Origin of the sequence: Burkholderia anthinoferrum, from assembly GCF_002925705.1 — a bacterium.
Taxonomy (GTDB): Bacteria; Pseudomonadota; Gammaproteobacteria; order Burkholderiales; family Burkholderiaceae; genus Burkholderia; species Burkholderia semiarida.
Genome location: NZ_LFZP01000001.1, coordinates 64,617 through 80,338, shown reverse-complemented (window position 1 = coordinate 80,338; position 15,722 = coordinate 64,617). Strand labels below are relative to the sequence as shown.

14 protein-coding genes are annotated in these 15,722 nt (G+C 65.7%); all 14 read right to left on the bottom strand.

Translation table 11 applies throughout. The features are described 5' to 3' along the window. Positions 1-4: 4 nt before the first annotated feature. Entirely contained in the window at positions 5-898 is an 894-nt protein-coding gene (locus tag C5F75_RS00415; protein ID WP_006482728.1) for a ParB/RepB/Spo0J family partition protein, read from the bottom strand. Positions 899-929: 31 nt separating this feature from the next. After that, positions 930-1,709, bottom strand: coding sequence for a ParA family protein (locus tag C5F75_RS00410; protein ID WP_059580499.1), 780 nt, complete (start codon positions 1,707-1,709; stop codon positions 930-932). 51 nt (positions 1,710-1,760) lie between these two features. Next, positions 1,761-2,447 carry a 16S rRNA (guanine(527)-N(7))-methyltransferase RsmG gene (rsmG, locus tag C5F75_RS00405; protein ID WP_059580496.1) on the bottom strand — a complete coding sequence of 229 codons (687 nt, stop codon included), beginning with the start codon at positions 2,445-2,447 and terminating at the stop codon, positions 1,761-1,763. Then, positions 2,444-4,414 (bottom strand): tRNA uridine-5-carboxymethylaminomethyl(34) synthesis enzyme MnmG, encoded by a 1,971-nt coding sequence (gene mnmG, locus C5F75_RS00400; RefSeq protein ID WP_059580493.1) that lies wholly within the window; start codon positions 4,412-4,414, stop codon positions 2,444-2,446. Before mnmG ends, rsmG begins: the two co-directional genes overlap by 4 nt. Positions 4,415-4,805: 391 nt before the next feature. Further along, the gene (locus C5F75_RS00395; protein ID WP_059580489.1) at positions 4,806-5,561 is read right to left on the bottom strand and encodes an ABC transporter ATP-binding protein; all 756 of its coding nucleotides are present in this window, start codon (positions 5,559-5,561) and stop codon (positions 4,806-4,808) included. Beyond that, positions 5,561-7,345 carry a branched-chain amino acid ABC transporter ATP-binding protein/permease gene (locus C5F75_RS00390; protein ID WP_059580486.1) on the bottom strand — a complete coding sequence of 595 codons (1,785 nt, stop codon included), beginning with the start codon at positions 7,343-7,345 and terminating at the stop codon, positions 5,561-5,563. The genes C5F75_RS00395 and C5F75_RS00390 overlap by 1 nt, the downstream gene beginning before the upstream one ends. 4 nt (positions 7,346-7,349) lie before the next feature. Next, a complete protein-coding gene (locus C5F75_RS00385) occupies positions 7,350-8,405 on the bottom strand; it encodes a branched-chain amino acid ABC transporter permease (RefSeq protein WP_059580483.1) in 1,056 nt (351 codons plus the stop codon). Positions 8,406-8,605: 200 nt separating this feature from the next. Continuing rightward, positions 8,606-9,763 (bottom strand): ABC transporter substrate-binding protein, encoded by a 1,158-nt coding sequence (locus tag C5F75_RS00380; RefSeq protein ID WP_059580480.1) that lies wholly within the window; start codon positions 9,761-9,763, stop codon positions 8,606-8,608. Next, entirely contained in the window at positions 9,764-10,045 is a 282-nt protein-coding gene (locus C5F75_RS36095; RefSeq protein ID WP_059580478.1) for a hypothetical protein, read from the bottom strand. 768 nt (positions 10,046-10,813) lie between these two features. Next, the gene (locus tag C5F75_RS00370) at positions 10,814-11,791 is read right to left on the bottom strand and encodes a branched-chain amino acid ABC transporter permease (RefSeq protein WP_059580695.1); all 978 of its coding nucleotides are present in this window, start codon (positions 11,789-11,791) and stop codon (positions 10,814-10,816) included. Further along, positions 11,791-12,675: a branched-chain amino acid ABC transporter permease gene (locus C5F75_RS00365; RefSeq protein ID WP_059580692.1), complete on the bottom strand. Its 885-nt coding sequence runs from the start codon at positions 12,673-12,675 to the stop codon at positions 11,791-11,793. The genes C5F75_RS00370 and C5F75_RS00365 overlap by 1 nt, the downstream gene beginning before the upstream one ends. Before the next feature lie 128 nt (positions 12,676-12,803). Further along, on the bottom strand, positions 12,804-14,003 hold the full coding sequence (locus C5F75_RS00360; protein WP_104011764.1) for an ABC transporter substrate-binding protein: 1,200 nt from the start codon (positions 14,001-14,003) through the stop codon (positions 12,804-12,806). Between the two features lie 75 nt (positions 14,004-14,078). Continuing rightward, positions 14,079-14,834, bottom strand: a complete 756-nt coding sequence (locus tag C5F75_RS00355) for an ABC transporter ATP-binding protein (protein ID WP_059580474.1) — start codon at positions 14,832-14,834, stop codon at positions 14,079-14,081. After that, positions 14,831-15,610, bottom strand: coding sequence for an ABC transporter ATP-binding protein (locus C5F75_RS00350; protein ID WP_006477266.1), 780 nt, complete (start codon positions 15,608-15,610; stop codon positions 14,831-14,833). The genes C5F75_RS00355 and C5F75_RS00350 overlap by 4 nt, the downstream gene beginning before the upstream one ends. Positions 15,611-15,722 lie beyond the last annotated feature (112 nt).

Here is a 15,722-nt window from a genome sequence, read left to right as displayed (position 1 = left end):
CCCGTTACTCTTCGGTCGCGACGTTGCCGCGCAGACGCGCGAGAATGCCCTCGAGCGCGTCCAGGTTGCCGAAGTCGATCAGCACCTGCCCTCGCCCGCGGCGGCCGAGCTTGATCTTCACCGTCGACGCGAGCAGGTCGGACAACTCCTCTTCGAGGCGACGCGTATCGCGGCCGCCATCGTCCTTCGCGCGCGCCTTCACGGCCGGTGCTTCCTTCGTCGTGTGCGCGACGAGCTTCTCGGTCTCGCGCACCGACATGCGCTTGTTGACCACCTGATGCGCGAGCGTGATCTGCGTGGCCGCGTCGACGGCCAGCAGCGCGCGCGCGTGCCCCATGTCGAGATCGCCGGCCAGCAGCATCGTCTGCACCGGCGACGCGAGGTTCAGCAGGCGCAGCAGGTTCGACACCGCGCTGCGCGAACGGCCGACCGATTCGGCCGCCTGTTCGTGCGTGAAACCGAACTCGTCGAGCAGGCGCTGGATGCCGTGCGCTTCTTCGAGCGGATTCAGGTCCTCGCGCTGGATGTTCTCGATCAGCGCCATCGCGGCGGCAGCCTGATCGGATACGTCCTTCACGAGCACCGGCACTTCGTCGAGGCCGGCCAGGCGCGCCGCGCGGAAACGCCGCTCGCCCGCGATGATCTCGTATTTGTCTGATGAAATAGGCCGTACCAGGATCGGCTGCATGACGCCCTGGGCGCGAATGCTTGCCGCCAGCTCCTGCAGGCTGCCCTCGTCCATCCGCGTGCGCGGCTGGTACTTGCCGGCTTGCAGCTTGCCGAGCGCGAGCGTGTTCGGTGCCCCTTCGATCTTCACCGCTTCGGTGATATCGGCACTGCCGCCGAGCAGCGCTTCGAGGCCACGTCCCAAGCCCTTCTTCTTTGGTACCGCGTTCATGTCTTTCTTCCTCGCTTCGCTCATGTCCGGATCACGACACCTCGAACGCGCGCACGCGCTCGATCATCTCGGCACCGAATTGGAGATACGCCTGCGCACCGCGCGAGCTGCGGTCGAACACGACGCCCGGCAACCCGTAACTCGGCGCTTCCGCCAGGCGCACATTGCGCGGAATCACCACGTCGAACACCTTGTCGCCGAAGTGCGCTTTCAGTTGATCGGAGACTTGCTGCTGCAGCGTGATGCGCGGATCGAACATCACGCGCAGCAAGCCGATGATCTTCAGGTCGCGGTTCATGTTCGCGTGAACCTGCTTGATCGTGTTGACGAGGTCCGACAACCCTTCCAGTGCGAAGTACTCGCATTGCATCGGGATCACGACGCCATGCGCCGCGCACAGGCCGTTCAGCGTCAACAGCGACAGCGTCGGCGGGCAATCGATCAGGACGAAATCGTAGTCGTCGGCGACGCGCTCAAGCGCGGCCTTCAGGCGGCGCTCGCGATTGTCGATGCTGATCAGTTCGATCTCGGCGCCGGACAGCTCGCGGTTCGCGGGGAGCACGTCATAGGTGACGCCTTCCGGACGCACGCGCGCGTCGGTCACCGACACGCCGTCGACCAGCACTTCGTACACGGTCGCTTCGCAGGCGGCCTTGTCGATCCCGCTGCCCATCGTCGCGTTGCCCTGCGGGTCGAGATCGATCAACAGGACGCGTTGCTCCTGCGCTGCAAGGCTTGCGGCGAGATTGACCGATGTCGTCGTCTTGCCGACGCCCCCCTTCTGGTTCGCAACGCAGAAGATCTTTGCCATCGTTGGTGTGTTCCCTTTACCTTCAAACAAACGGCGCGCTACCGCGCGCCTTCAATTCGCGTCGTCGACGGCCACTTCGAACAAATGCCGCTCCGCATCGAGCATCGGTACCGCCAGCCGGATCGTCTGCTTGACGCGGCTGCCTTCCGGCAACCGCGCAATCTCGTCGTCCGGGTGAACGCCCTTCATCGCCCAGATCGATCCGCCCGGCGCGACCAGATGACGAGCAAGTTTAACGAAGTCGGACAGATCCGCGAAAGCGCGGGATACGATGATGTCGAATTTTTCCGGCACTTCGCCCCCCGGCCGCAGCGATTCGACACGGCCGGTCACGACCGACAGGTTCGCGAGCTTCAGCTCCGCGCGCATCTGCGTCTGGAAGGCCGACTTCTTCTGCACGATATCGTTCAGCGTGACCTGCCAGCCCGGCTCGACGATCGCCAGCACGATACCGGGCAGCCCCCCGCCCGAGCCGACGTCGAGCACACGCGCCGACGCACGACCACGCAGATGCGGGATGATGGAAAGCGAATCGAGGATATGCTGGATCAGCATCTGCTTCGGGTCGCGGATCGCGGTCAGGTTGTAGACCGCGTTCCACTTGCCGAGCAGCGCGACATAGTCGAGTAGTTGGTCGCGCTGCGTATCCGTCAGCGTGAGGTCCAGTGCCGCCGTACCGTCGACGAGCATCTGTTCCAGTACGTCCCGATTAACCGCCGGCGCGCGACGCGCCGTCATCGTTGTGTCGGGACGGTGCCGTCCCCCTGCTCCGCGGCCTCTGCGGCCATGCCGTTACGGCGGCCCAGGCCGCGACGCTTCAGGTGCACCATCAGCAGCGAGATCGCTGCCGGCGTGACGCCCGAGATACGCGACGCCTGCCCGATCGTTTCCGGCCGGAACTCGTTGAGCTTCTGGCTGACCTCGAACGACAAACCACGGACCTTGCGATAATCGATACCGTCCGGCAGGCGTGTGTTCTCGTTCGCGTCGTTGCGTTCGATCTCGGATGCCTGGCGCTCGATATAGCCCTGATACTTGATGCCGATCTCGACCTGCTCCTTGATCTGTTCGAGCAGCACCGGGTCGTCCGTCAGCGGCTCCGCGGGGCCACACTCTCCGCCCTTCAGCCCGCACACACCGTCGTAGCTGACACCCGGGCGACGCAGCAGCTCCGCGAGGCTGTATTCGTGGTCGATTGCCTTGCCGAGCAACGCCGTCGCTTCTTCCGCCGGCAGCGTCTTCGGCGTGACCCACGTCGACTTCAGGCGTTCGGTTTCACGTGAAACAGCGTCGCGTTTCCGGCTGAAAGCGTCCCAGCGGACGTCGTCGACCAGCCCAAGCTCGCGGCCAATCTCGGTCAAGCGCATGTCGGCATTGTCTTCACGCAGGCTCAGGCGATATTCGGCCCGGCTCGTGAACATCCGGTACGGCTCGGCCACGCCGCGCGTGACGAGATCGTCGACCAGCACGCCCAGATAGGCCTGGTCGCGACGCGGGCACCACGCGTCCTTCTCCTGCACATAGCGGCCCGCATTGAGGCCGGCCAGCAAGCCCTGCGCAGCCGCTTCTTCGTAGCCCGTCGTACCGTTGATCTGGCCCGCAAAGAACAGCCCGTTGATCGCCTTCGTTTCGAGCGACGCCTTCAGCGCACGCGGGTCGAAGTAGTCGTATTCGATCGCGTAACCGGGGCGCAGGATATGCGCGTTCTCCAGGCCGCGCATCGAATGCACGAGCTCGAGCTGGACGTCGAACGGTAGGCTCGTCGAGATTCCGTTCGGATAGAACTCGTTGGTCGTCAGCCCTTCCGGCTCCAGGAAGATCTGGTGAGATTCCTTCGACGCGAACCGGTGGATCTTGTCTTCGATCGACGGGCAATAGCGCGGGCCCACGCCTTCGATCACGCCTGTATACATGGGCGACCGGTCGAGACCGCCGCGAATGATGTCGTGCGTGCGCTCGTTCGTATGCGTGACCCAGCACGGCAACTGCCGCGGATGCTGCTCCGCGCGGCCCAGGAATGAGAACACGGGGATCGGATCGAGGTCGCCCGGCTGCTCGTCGAGCTTCGAGAAGTCGATCGTGCGGCCGTCGATACGCGGCGGCGTACCGGTCTTCAAGCGGCCCTGCGGCAGCTTCAGTTCCTTCAGGCGCGACGACAGCGACACGGCCGCCGGATCGCCCGCGCGACCGCCCGTGTAGTTGTTCAGCCCGACGTGGATCTTGCCGTCGAGGAACGTGCCAGCCGTCAGCACGACCGCGCGCGCGCGGAAACGGATGCCGATCTGCGTGACGGCGCCGACCACGCGGTCGCCTTCGACCATCAGGTCGTCGACGGCCTGCTGGAACAGCCACAGGTTCGGTTGATTTTCGAGCCGGTGGCGGATCGCGGCCTTGTACAGGATGCGGTCGGCCTGCGCACGCGTCGCGCGCACGGCCGGGCCCTTCGATGAATTGAGGATCCGGAACTGAATACCGCTTTCGTCCGTCGCGGCGGCCATCGCGCCGCCCAGCGCGTCGACTTCCTTGACCAGATGGCCCTTGCCAATGCCGCCGATCGACGGATTGCAGCTCATCTGCCCGAGCGTTTCGATGTTGTGGGTCAGCAGCAAGGTCTTCGCGCCCATGCGGGCGGACGCCAGCGCGGCTTCCGTGCCGGCATGACCGCCACCGACGACGATGACGTCAAATTCTGTGGGAAAAAGCATGGTGGATTCCGTACGCAGAGCTGCGCACGAACCTATCAGAGAAATGTATGGGCCGAATTATAGCGGGTTCGCTTTTCCCCCGAAGGCCGTCCGAATGGTAGGGTCTGTGCATTTCGGCGATTTTTTCGCTGGGGGCGGGCGAATTTGTCGTGGCGGGCCTGCTTCGGCGGTGTGACGCGTGGTTCGACACACGTTGTCGTGCATGTGCAGAAGTCCGCCGGTTCGTCTGATCCGCGTCCGTGGCGAGCACACAGTATTTCTCTCGGTTACCTCGGGACTTATCCCTCACACCCCCGAACGACCGATGCATCGACACCCAGGCCGACCTCACAAACAAAAACGGCGTGTTTCACGTGAAACACGCCGCCCGTTTCCCCCACCGCATCAGCAATCAAGCCGTCTTCTTCGTCAACCCGAGATAAGTCTCGATCACCCGCGGATTCTGCGCAAGCTCGGCAGCCGCCCCTTCCAACGCGAACTCGCCCGTCTCCAGCACATAGCCGTAGTCGGAGATCTGCAACGCCGCCCGTGCGTTCTGCTCGATCAGTAGCGTCGCCACGCCGGTGCCGCGCAACGCGCTGATGATATGAAAGATCTCCTTCACGATCAGCGGCGCCAACCCGAGGCTCGGTTCGTCGAGCATCAGCAGGTCGGGCTTGCCCATCAGCGCACGACCGACCGCCAGCATCTGCCGCTCGCCGCCGGACAGCGTGCCGGCCGCCTGCCTGCGGCGCTCCTTCAGCCGCGGGAATAGCGCGAACACGTGGTCGAGCTGATCGAGGAAGTTCGCTTCCCCCGCCTGCTTGCGCCGGTACGCGCCGAGCACGAGGTTGTCCTCGACCGTCATCGTGCTGAACAGCTCACGCTTTTCCGGTACGAGGCACATCCCGCGCGCGACGCGCTGCTCGACCGGCAAGGCGCCAACATCGTTGCCGCGATATACGACCGCGCCCGACGCGTGCCCCGTGACCGGCAGTGCCCCCATGATCGCGTTCAGCAGCGTCGATTTGCCGGCACCGTTCGGGCCGATCACGCTGACGATCTGCCCCGCCCCGACCTTGATTGCCGCACCGTGCAGCGCTTCCACCTTCCCGTACCGCACCGCCAGCCCGCGTACTTCGAGAATCGGCATCGTCGTGTCCGTCATCACTCCACCCCGCCCAGATACGCTTCGAGCACGGCCGGGTCCTGCTGCACATCCTGCGGCAGCCCTTCCGCGATCCGCGTGCCGAATTCCATCACCACCAGCCGGTCGGTGAGGTTCATCACGAAATCCATGTCATGTTCCACGAGCAACACGCTCATGCCCTCGGCCTTCAGCCGCCGCAGCAGGTCGGCGAGTTGCTGCTTCTCCTGGTAACGCAGGCCCGCGGCCGGCTCGTCGAGTAGCAGCAGCGTCGGATCGCAGCACAGCGCACGCGCGATTTCGAGAATCCGCTGCTGGCCGAGCGCGAGGCTGCCCGCTTCGTCGTACATGTGCTTCTCGAGCCCGACGCGGCGGATCTGGCGCGCGGCTTCGGCCAGCAACTGCGCTTCCTCATGCGCATTGAGCCGAGCAATGCTGCGCCACACGCCCGTATGACCCCGCAGATGGGCACCGATCGCGACGTTCTCGAGCACCGTCATCGCCGGCAGCAGCTTCACATGCTGGAACGTGCGACCGATGCCGCGGCGGACGATCTGACGCGACGTCAGCCCGTCGATACGCTCGCCGCGGAACGTGATCGCGCCGCCGGTCGGCTTCAGCACGCCGGTCACGAGGTTGAACGTGGTCGACTTGCCCGCGCCGTTCGGGCCGATCAGCCCGATGATCTGCCCCGCTTTCACGTCGAAACTGACGTCGTTGACGGCCACGAGCCCGCCGAACTGCTTGCGTGCGTTGTCGACCACGAGCAGCGGCTCGCCGGCCACCGGCTTGGCGCGCTGCGGCAGCGGGTCGGCCTGCGCCGGCACGTGCGCGCGCGGCCCGCGTGGGAACAGTCTCGCGACGAACGGCCATACGCCCTGGCGCGCGTACTGCAGCAGCAGCACCATCAGCACGCCGAACACGATGATCTCGAAGTTGCCTTCCGAGCCGAGCAGCTTCGGCAGCAGCGTCTGCAAATAATCCTGCAGCACGGTCAGGATCGCCGCGCCGAGCACCGCGCCCCACACGTGCGACACACCGCCGACCACGGCCATGAACAGGAATTCGATCCCGTGGTTCAGGCCGAACGGCGTCGGGTTCACCGCGCGCTGCAGGTGCGCATACAGGAAACCGGACACGGCCGCGAGCACGGCCGCGTAGACGAAAATCACGACACGCATCCACGCGGTATTCACGCCCATCGCCTCGGCCATCACGCCGCCGCCGCGCAGCGCGCGGATCGCGCGGCCGGGCCGGCTGTTGAGCAGGTTCTGCACCGACACGATCGCGGCCAGCACCACGGCCCAGATCAGGAAATACAGGCTGCGCCCGCTTTCGAGCACGATGCCGAACAGGTTCAGCGCTGGAATCCCGTTGATCCCGTCGTATTTGCCGAGCACTTCGAGGTTGCCGAACAGGTAGAACAGCGCGAGCCCCCACGCGATCGTGCCGAGCGGCAGGAAGTGCCCGGACAGCCGCATCGTCACGGCACCGAGCACGAGCGCCACGAGCGCCGTCAGCACCACGCCGACGATCAGCGCGAGCCACGGCGACACGCCGTACCGCGTCGTCAGGAACGCGGTCGCATACGCGCCGATCCCGACGAACGCGGCCTGCCCGAAGCTCGTCATCCCGCCGACGCCCGTCAGCAGCACGAGCCCGATCGCGACGATCGCATAGAGGCCGATGTAGTTCAGCAGCGTGATCCAGTACTCGGGCACCTGCAGCGCGCCGGGCAGCACCGGCAGCGCGAACAGCACCACGAGAAACAGCCAGAAGGCCTTGTTGCGTACCATCGTCTTCATCGCGTCACTCCTCTTCCTCTTCCGCATGCGGCGTCACGAAGCTGCGCCACAGCAGCACCGGAATGATCAGCGTGAACACGATCACCTCCTTGTACGCGCTCGCCCAGAACGACGAATACGATTCGAGCACGCCGACGAGCAGCGAGCCGGCGGCCGCGAGCGGATAGCTGACGAGCCCGCCGATGATCGCGCCGACGAAGCCCTTCAGGCCGATCAGGAAGCCCGAGTCGTAGTAGATCGTCGTCAGTGGGCCGACGAGGATCCCGGACAGCACGCCGAGCCCCGCCGCGAACGTGAATGCGAGCCGCCCGGCTTCGGTGGTGCCGATGCCGACGAGCCGCGCACCGAGCCGGTTCACCGACGTCGCGCGCAGCGCCTTGCCGGCGATCGTGCGGCCGAAGTACACGTAGAGCGCGCCGATCAGCACGAGCGCCGTGACGACGACCAGGATGCTCTGCACCGACACCGTCAGGCTGCCGATCGCGAGCGACGCGTCCGAGAACCCGTTGGTGCGCGAGCCTTCCGCGCCGAACATCACGAGGCCGAGGCCGACCATCGCGAAATGGACGGCCACCGACACGATCAGCAGCAGCAGCGTCGTGCCTTCGGCGATCGGCTGGTACACGAGCCGGTAGACGAACGGCCCCATCGGCACGACGATCGCGAGCGTCAGCGCGATCTGCGCGAGCATCGGCATCGGCTGCGCGGCAAAGCTGCGCGTGATCGCGAACACCGCCAGCGGCAGCAGCACGTAGCGGCTGCCGAGCGTCGCGAGCGTGCGGCCGAGCTGATGGCGGCGTTCGCGATGCCGGATCAGGCCGCCGGCCTCGAGCAGGAAGCATGCGATGCCCATCACGAGCAGCAGCCAGCAGGTGGCGGGGAATTTCTGCGCCTGCAACGCGGCCAGCGTCAGCGCACCGTAGGCGACGAATTCGCCCTGGGGAATGAAGATCACCCGCGTGACGGAAAATACCAGCACGAGCGCCAGCGACAACAATGCATAAATGGCGCCGGTCGTGATGCCGTCTTGCGCGAGGATCGCCGCAATCGAGAGATCCATACGTTTCGTGTATCGAGAGAATGCTGCGGAGAAACGAAAGGCGGAAACGGCCGGGGCGCGCGCGACACGATCGGCACGTCGCGCGCCACGCGGCGGGCCCCGGGGTTCCAGGCGGCACGGGTGCGAGCCGTCATGCGCGTCACCCTGCCGACGGCATGCGCGGCGCCGTTCGCGCCGCGCATGCCGGTTTCACGTGATGCTTACTCGGCCTGCAGCTTCCACTTGCCGTCGACGATCTGCACCATCACGCGCGCACGCGTGTCGAAGCCATTGTGATCGGTCGCCGTCATGTTGATCACGCCGTGCGAGACGGGCAGATCCTTCACGCTTTCGATCGATGCGCGCAGCGCTTCGCGGAACGCCTCGGTGCCCGGCTGGCCCTTCTTCAGCGCTTCCGGAATCGCCCGCTGCAGCAGCAGGCCCGCGTCCCATGCATGGCCGCCGAACGTCGACAGCGAACCCGCGCCGTACGCCTTCTCGTACGCGGCCTTGTAGCCGAGCGCCGGCTTCTTCACCGGATTCGAATCGGGCAGCTGGTCGGTTACGAGCACGGGGCCGGCCGGCAGGATCTCGCCTTCGCAATCCTTGCCGCACACGCGCAGGAAATCGTTGTTCGCGACGCCGTGCGTCTGGTACACCTTGCCCTTGTAGCCGCGCTCCTTCAGCGTCTTGGCCGGCAGCGCCGCCGGCGTGCCGGAGCCGGCAATCAGCACCGCATCCGGGTTCGCGCCCAGCAGCTTCAGCACCTGCCCCATCACCGACGCGTCGGTCCGGTTGTAGCGCTCGTTCGACACGAGCTTCAGCCCGTTCTTCGCGGCTGCCGCGTCGAACGTCTTGTACCAGCTGTCGCCGTACGCATCGGCGAAACCGATGAAGCCGACCGTCTTCACGCCGTGCTTCGCCATGTAGCCGGCGATCGCGTCGGCCATCAGCTGGTCGTTCTGCGGCACCTTGAACATCCACGCGCGCTTCGCGTCCATCGGCGCGATGATCTGCGCGCTCGCCGCGAGCGAGATCGTCGGCGTCTTGCCCTGCGACACGGGGTCGAGCATCGCGAGCGAGTTCGGCGTGACCGACGAACCGATGATCGCGTCGACGTGATCCTCGTCGATCAGCTTGCGCACGTTCTGCACCGCGCGGCTCGTGTCGGACGCGTCGTCGAGCACGATGTACTGCACGCTCTTGCCCGCGATTTCCTTCGGCAGCAGCGCGATCGTGTTCTTTTCCGGAATCCCGAGCGAGGCGGCCGGGCCGGTGGCCGACAGCGTCACGCCGATCTTCACCTGCGCCGACGCCGTGGCCGCCGCACACACGAGGCCCGCGGCAAGCAGGGCCTCCATCCATCGATTCATCTTCATTTACGTTGTCTCCAAACGCTGCTCGAAAAAACCACGGTTGCTCGGGCGGCTCCCGGTCCCCAAACAAGTTAATATCTTAATTATCTCGCCCATCCGCGCCCATGCTCGTTTTCCCGCGAAACGCCGCACCCATGCGCCGCATGCCGATCGAAACGGCCGTTCGACCGTCACGATGCGCAGCAGCGGTGTCGTCAGGATGAAGAAGGCGAAGAAATGAGAAAGCGTGCGGAAGCTGGTTGCGCGCGCATCGATGGTCGGCACGCGCGGCGAGCGATACAACATCGGGAAGCCGGCCGCTCATGCGAATGCGAATGCAGAGACGGATGCGAGTGCAACGACCCGCACGGGCGCCGGGACGCGCATACAGGCCGCGGAGCGGCTCGGAAATGCCGCGATGCCCCGTCGCGCACCCGATGATGAACGAACGGCGCCCGCCGCCTCTGCTGCCCCGATCCACCGTGCTGCGCTGCTCATCCAACCGTACTCCCTGTTCTGCATTGTGCTTGTAGGAGAACTGCCGACCGATTTTCCCGACCGCACGGTCGGCGAAAGCCGAGTGTAACGGACGCCTTTCGCGCACGCCAACCGGGTAAGCCCGAAGCGCCTGTGCAGGATTGCGCATCGTCGGCGAACGGATCGCGGGAAACGGAAAAAACGGGGAATGCGGCGAAGCGCGGAAAAGACGCGGTGCGAACGCAAACGCGGGAAGCGGCCGTCACGCCGGCCGATGCACCATCGATGGAATCCGTGCACGCAAATGAAAAAGCGCTGTTGGATTCCGTCCAACAGCGCTTTAGGGTCCGGGCACTTTGTGCCTCGATTGTCTCCTCGTTCTCCACCTGCAAATTCGTTTCGCGGTGCATCAGAACTAGGTTGAATCTTAAAGAGGCTTAAGCACCACGACAACTTAGCATTTACCCCTATGGTGCATCGCCGCACGAAAATGGGGCACCAGCGGGCCGCGCGGTGCAGGCCCCAGCCGCCGCGCCGCCCTTCCCGGGCGGGCCGGATGGTGCTGCGCATCAACGCGCGGCGACGCGCACGGCATGCTCACGACGTCGCCCTGAGCGGCTTGATCCGCGCGACCATCTCGCCGACGATGCCGCGCCGGAACGCGAGCACGCATGCGATGAAGATCAGTCCGGTGACGATCGTCGCCGATTCGCCGAGCGAATGGAACCACGCGACGCCCGTCGTCGACGCGAGCCATTCGCCGATGTCGCCGAGCCGGTCTTCCAGCGCGACGATCAGCGCGGCGCCGAGCAGCGGCCCGAACAGCGTGCCCATCCCGCCGACGAGCGTCATCAGCACGACGAGGCCCGACATCGTCCAGTACGCGTCCGACAGCGTCTCGAAGCCGAGCACCAGCACCTTCAGCGAACCGGCCAGCCCCGCGAGCGCGGCCGACAGGATGAACGCGAGCAGCTTGAAGCGGTCGGTGTCGTAGCCGAGCGAGATCGCACGCGCTTCGTTCTCCTTGATGGCGACGAGCACCTGGCCGAACGGCGAATGGACGACCCGCACGATGAACGCGCATGCGGCCACGACCACCGCCAGCACGACGTAGTACAGCGCGACGTCGTTCGACAGGTCGAGCAGCCCGAACAGGCGGCCGCGCGGCACGCCCTGCAGGCCGTCCTCGCCGTGCGTGAACGGCGCCTGCAGATAGATGAAGTAGACCATCTGCGCGAACGCGAGCGTGATCATCGCGAAGTAGATGCCCTGCCGGCGGATCGCGAACAGCCCGACGACGAGCCCGAGCAGCGTCGCGGCGACGGTGCCGACCAGCACGCCGAGCTCCGGCGTGAAACCGAGCGTCTGCATCGAATAGCCGGTCGCATAGCCGGCTGTCGCGAGAAACATCGCATGGCCGAACGACAGCAGCCCCGTATAGCCGATCAGCAGGTTGAACGCGGCCGCGAACAGCGCGAACGCGAGCACCTTCATCACGAACACGGGATACGCGCCGATGAACGGCGCGGCGAGCAGCGCGGCGAGCAGCACGCCGTAGAGCACTTTTCTCTGCATCATTTTTCCTTGCCGAAGAGGCCCGCCGGGCGGAACAGCAGCACGATCGCCATGATCACGAACACGACGGTGGCCGATGCTTCGGGATAGAACACGCGCGTGAAGCCCTCGATCACGCCGAGCAGCAGGCCCGTGACGATCGAGCCGAGGATCGAGCCCATCCCGCCGATCACGACCACCGCGAACACGGTGATGATCATCGGCTGGCCCATCAGCGGCGACACCTGGATCACCGGCGCGGCCAGCACGCCCGCGAACGCCGCGAGCGCGACGCCGAAGCCGTAGGTGAGCGTGATCATCATCGGCACGTTCACGCCGAACGCCTCGACGAGCTTCGGGTTCTCGGTGCCCGCGCGCAAGTACGCGCCGAGCCGCGTCTTCTCGATCACGAACCACGTCGCGAGGCACACCGCGAGCGACGCGACGACCACCCACGCGCGATAGTTCGGCAGGAACATGAAGCCGAGATTGGTCGCGCCGGACAGCTGCGACGGCACGTCGTACGGCTGACCCGACGATCCGTAGATCGACCGGAACACGCCTTCGACGACCAGCGTGAGCCCGAACGTGAGCAGCAGCCCGTACAGGTGATCGAGCTTGTACAGCCAGCGCAGCATCGAGCGCTCGATCGCGATCCCGAACACGCCGACGATCAGCGGCGCCAGCACGAGCATCGCCCAGTACGGCAGCGCGAGATACGACAGGCCCATCCACGCGAGCATCGCGCCCAGCATGAACAGCGCGCCGTGCGCGAAGTTGATCACGTTGAGCAGCCCGAAGATCACCGCGAGCCCGAGGCTCAGGATCGCGTAGAACGAGCCGTTGACGAGCCCGAGCAGCAACTGGCTCAGCATCGCCGGCAACGGAATGCCAAAGATTTCCATCGACTTAGCCGTCAGAATGAGTTTCGTTGCGTACGCAACTTTCATGCAGCGCGCATGCGGGCGGCGCAGCGGGCACGTCGCCGCAGCCGCCACCGTGCGACGCGCCCGTGCGCGCCGCTACGCGATGCCTACTTCCACAACGCGCAGCGCGTCTCCTGCTTGGTGCCGAACGCCTGTTCGCCCGGAATCGTCGCGAGCACCTTGTAGTAGTCCCACGGCTCCTTCGATTCCGACGGCTTCTTCACTTCCATCAGGTACATGTCGTGGATCATGCTGCCGTCCTGGCGGATGTAGCCCTTCGCGTAGAAGTCGCTGATCTTGATCTTCTTCAGCTCGGCCATCACCTTGTCGGAATCGGTCGTGCCGGCGGCCTGCACGGCCTTCAGGTAGGTCGTCACCGACGAATAGTCGGCCGCCTGCAGGCTCGACGGCATCTTCTTCATCTTGCCGAAGTAGCGCTGCGCCCACTGGCGCGATGCCGCGTCGCGGTTCCAGTACCAGCTGTCGGTCAGCACGAGGCCCTGCGTCGTTTCGAGGCCGAGGCTGTGCACGTCGTCGATGAACATCAGCAGCGCGGCGAGCTTCATCGTCTTCATGATGCCGAATTCCTTCGCGGCCTTGATCGAGTTGATCGTGTCGCCGCCCGCGTTCGCGAGGCCGAGGATCTGCGCCTTCGACGATTGCGCCTGCAGCAGGAACGACGAGAAATCCGACGCGGACAGCGGGTGGCGCACCGCGCCGAGCACCTGGCCGCCGTTCGCCTTCACGACGTCCGACGTGTTCTTCTCGAGCGCCTTGCCGAACGCGTAGTCGGCCGTCAGGAAGAACCACGTCTTGCCGCCCTGCTTCACCACCGCCGAGCCGGTGCCTTTCGCGAGCGCCATCGTGTCGTACGCGTAGTGGACCGTGTACGGCGTGCACTGCTCGTTGGTCAGCGTGTCGGCGCCCGCGCCGATGTTGATGTAGACCTTCTTCTTCTCGGCCGCGACCTGGTTCATCGACAGCGCGGTGGCCGAGTTCGTGCCGCCGACCAGCAGGTCGAGCCCGCCGCGGTCCATCCATTCGCGCGCCTTCGACGCGGCGATGTCGGCCTTGTTCTGGTGATCGGCATAGACGACCTCGATCGGCTCGCCGAGCACCTTGCCGCCGAAGTCCGCGACCGCCATGCGGATCGCCTCGAGACCGCCCTGCCCGTCGATATCCGCGTAAAGCCCCGACATGTCGGTGATGAAGCCGATCTTCACGGTATCCGCCGCGTGGGCGGCGCCGGCGGTGAACGCGGCGCTCGCGAGCGCGAGACAGGCCTGTGCGAGGGTCTTCATTTTCATTGACGTCTCCTGTTGTTCTGATGCGTTGTGGTTGTTCGAGGGCCGCCACGGCCAGCGGCAAGGGAAACGGGGGCGTCACACACCGAGCAGGTCGTGCAGGGTCGGCATCTTGCTTTCCAGTTCGGCTGCGCGGAAATGCTCGACGATGCTGCCGTGCTCCATCACGTAGAAGCGGTCGGCGAGCGGCGCGGCGAAGCGGAAATTCTGTTCGACCATCACGATCGTGTAGCCGCGCGCCTTCAGCGCAACGATCATTCGCGCGAGCGCCTGCACGATCACCGGCGCGAGGCCTTCGGAAATCTCGTCGAGCAGCAGCAGGTTCGCGCCGGTGCGCAGGATCCGCGCGACCGCCAGCATCTGCTGCTCGCCGCCCGACAGCCGCGTGCCCTGGCTCTGCCGGCGCGACGCGAGGTTCGGGAACATCGCGTAGATCTCGTCGAGCGACATCGCATGCTCGCGCGGCCCGATCAGCGGCGGCAGCATCAGGTTCTCCTCGCACGACAGGCTCGAGAAGATCCCGCGCTCCTCAGGGCAGTAGCCGATGCCGTAATGCGCGATGCGATGCGTCGCGAGGCCGATCGTCTCGTGGCCGGCGACCTTGATCGACCCGCTGCGGCGGCCCGTGAGGCCCATGATCGCGCGCAGCGTCGTCGTACGGCCCGCGCCGTTGCGGCCGAGCAGCGTGACGACCTCGCCGCGATGCACGGTCAGGTCGACGCCATGCAGGATGTGGGATTCCCCGTACCAGGCCTCCAGGCCCGTGATCTCCAGCGCAGGCGTACCGCTCTCGACGCCGCTCAATTCGCGTTCCTCCCGTTCGCTGTGCTTCATGCGTGCGCCCCCGCGAGCGCCGCGTCGGCGCTGCCCATGTAGGCTTCGATGACGAGCGGGTTCTTCGACACTTCCGCATACGAGCCTTCGGCCAGCACCTCGCCGCGTTGCAGGACGGTGATCGTGTCGGAGATCCCCGCGATCACGTTCATGTTGTGCTCGACCATCAGGATCGTGCGGCCGCTCGCGACCTTCTTGATCAGCGCGGTCACGCGGTCGACGTCCTCGTGGCCCATGCCCTGCGTGGGCTCGTCGAGCAGCATCAGCTCGGGCTCCATCGCGAGCGTCGTCGCGATCTCGAGCGCGCGCTTGCGGCCGTACGCGAGTTCGACGGTCGGCACGTGCGCGAAATCGGTGAGGCCGACCTGCGTGAGCAGATCCATCGCGCGATCGTCGAGCCGCTTCAGCGTGCGTTCGCTGCGCCAGAAATGGAATTCGGTGCCGAGCGCGCGCTGCAGGCCGATGCGCACGTTCTGCAACGCGGTCAGGTGCGGGAACACGGCCGAGATCTGGAACGAGCGGATGATGCCGCGCCGCGCGACCTGCGCGGGCCGCTCGTCGGTGATGTCGATGCCGTTGAAGACGATCTGGCCGGCCGTCGGCGTCAGGAATTTGGTGAGGAGGTTGAAACAGGTGGTCTTGCCCGCGCCGTTCGGCCCGATCAGTGCATGGATCGCACCGCGCCGCACACGCAGGTTGACGCCGTTCACGGCGGTGAAGCCCCTGAATTCCTTCGTCAGTCCGCGTGTTTCCAGAATCGTGTCGCCGAGAATCATGTTCCCTTCCGTACGAAGTCAGGCGAAGCACCGGGAAGCCTGGCGCAAGCGGCCGCGAACAGGTCAGCGGATCAGCCGGCTGCCCCCGGGCGCCGTGGTACGCCTCGAGGGT

What these genes read in the sequence shown, in the direction of transcription:
- rsmG (WP_059580496.1), bottom strand. Translation starts at nt 2,447, where the DNA reads ATGACGGCGCGTCGCGCGCCGGCGGTTAATCGGGACGTACTGGAACAG.
- C5F75_RS00385 (WP_059580483.1), bottom strand. Translation starts at nt 8,405, where the DNA reads ATGGATCTCTCGATTGCGGCGATCCTCGCGCAAGACGGCATCACGACC.
- C5F75_RS36095 (WP_059580478.1), bottom strand. Translation starts at nt 10,045, where the DNA reads ATGTTGTATCGCTCGCCGCGCGTGCCGACCATCGATGCGCGCGCAACC.
- C5F75_RS00365 (WP_059580692.1), bottom strand. Translation starts at nt 12,675, where the DNA reads ATGGAAATCTTTGGCATTCCGTTGCCGGCGATGCTGAGCCAGTTGCTG.
- C5F75_RS00370 (WP_059580695.1), bottom strand. Translation starts at nt 11,791, where the DNA reads ATGCAGAGAAAAGTGCTCTACGGCGTGCTGCTCGCCGCGCTGCTCGCC.
- C5F75_RS00410 (WP_059580499.1), bottom strand. Translation starts at nt 1,709, where the DNA reads ATGGCAAAGATCTTCTGCGTTGCGAACCAGAAGGGGGGCGTCGGCAAG.
- C5F75_RS00350 (WP_006477266.1), bottom strand. Translation starts at nt 15,610, where the DNA reads ATGATTCTCGGCGACACGATTCTGGAAACACGCGGACTGACGAAGGAA.
- C5F75_RS00360 (WP_104011764.1), bottom strand. Translation starts at nt 14,003, where the DNA reads ATGAAAATGAAGACCCTCGCACAGGCCTGTCTCGCGCTCGCGAGCGCC.
- C5F75_RS00415 (WP_006482728.1), bottom strand. Translation starts at nt 898, where the DNA reads ATGAACGCGGTACCAAAGAAGAAGGGCTTGGGACGTGGCCTCGAAGCG.
- mnmG (WP_059580493.1), bottom strand. Translation starts at nt 4,414, where the DNA reads ATGCTTTTTCCCACAGAATTTGACGTCATCGTCGTCGGTGGCGGTCAT.
- C5F75_RS00355 (WP_059580474.1), bottom strand. Translation starts at nt 14,834, where the DNA reads ATGAAGCACAGCGAACGGGAGGAACGCGAATTGAGCGGCGTCGAGAGC.
- C5F75_RS00380 (WP_059580480.1), bottom strand. Translation starts at nt 9,763, where the DNA reads ATGAAGATGAATCGATGGATGGAGGCCCTGCTTGCCGCGGGCCTCGTG.
- C5F75_RS00390 (WP_059580486.1), bottom strand. Translation starts at nt 7,345, where the DNA reads ATGAAGACGATGGTACGCAACAAGGCCTTCTGGCTGTTTCTCGTGGTG.
- C5F75_RS00395 (WP_059580489.1), bottom strand. Translation starts at nt 5,561, where the DNA reads ATGACGGACACGACGATGCCGATTCTCGAAGTACGCGGGCTGGCGGTG.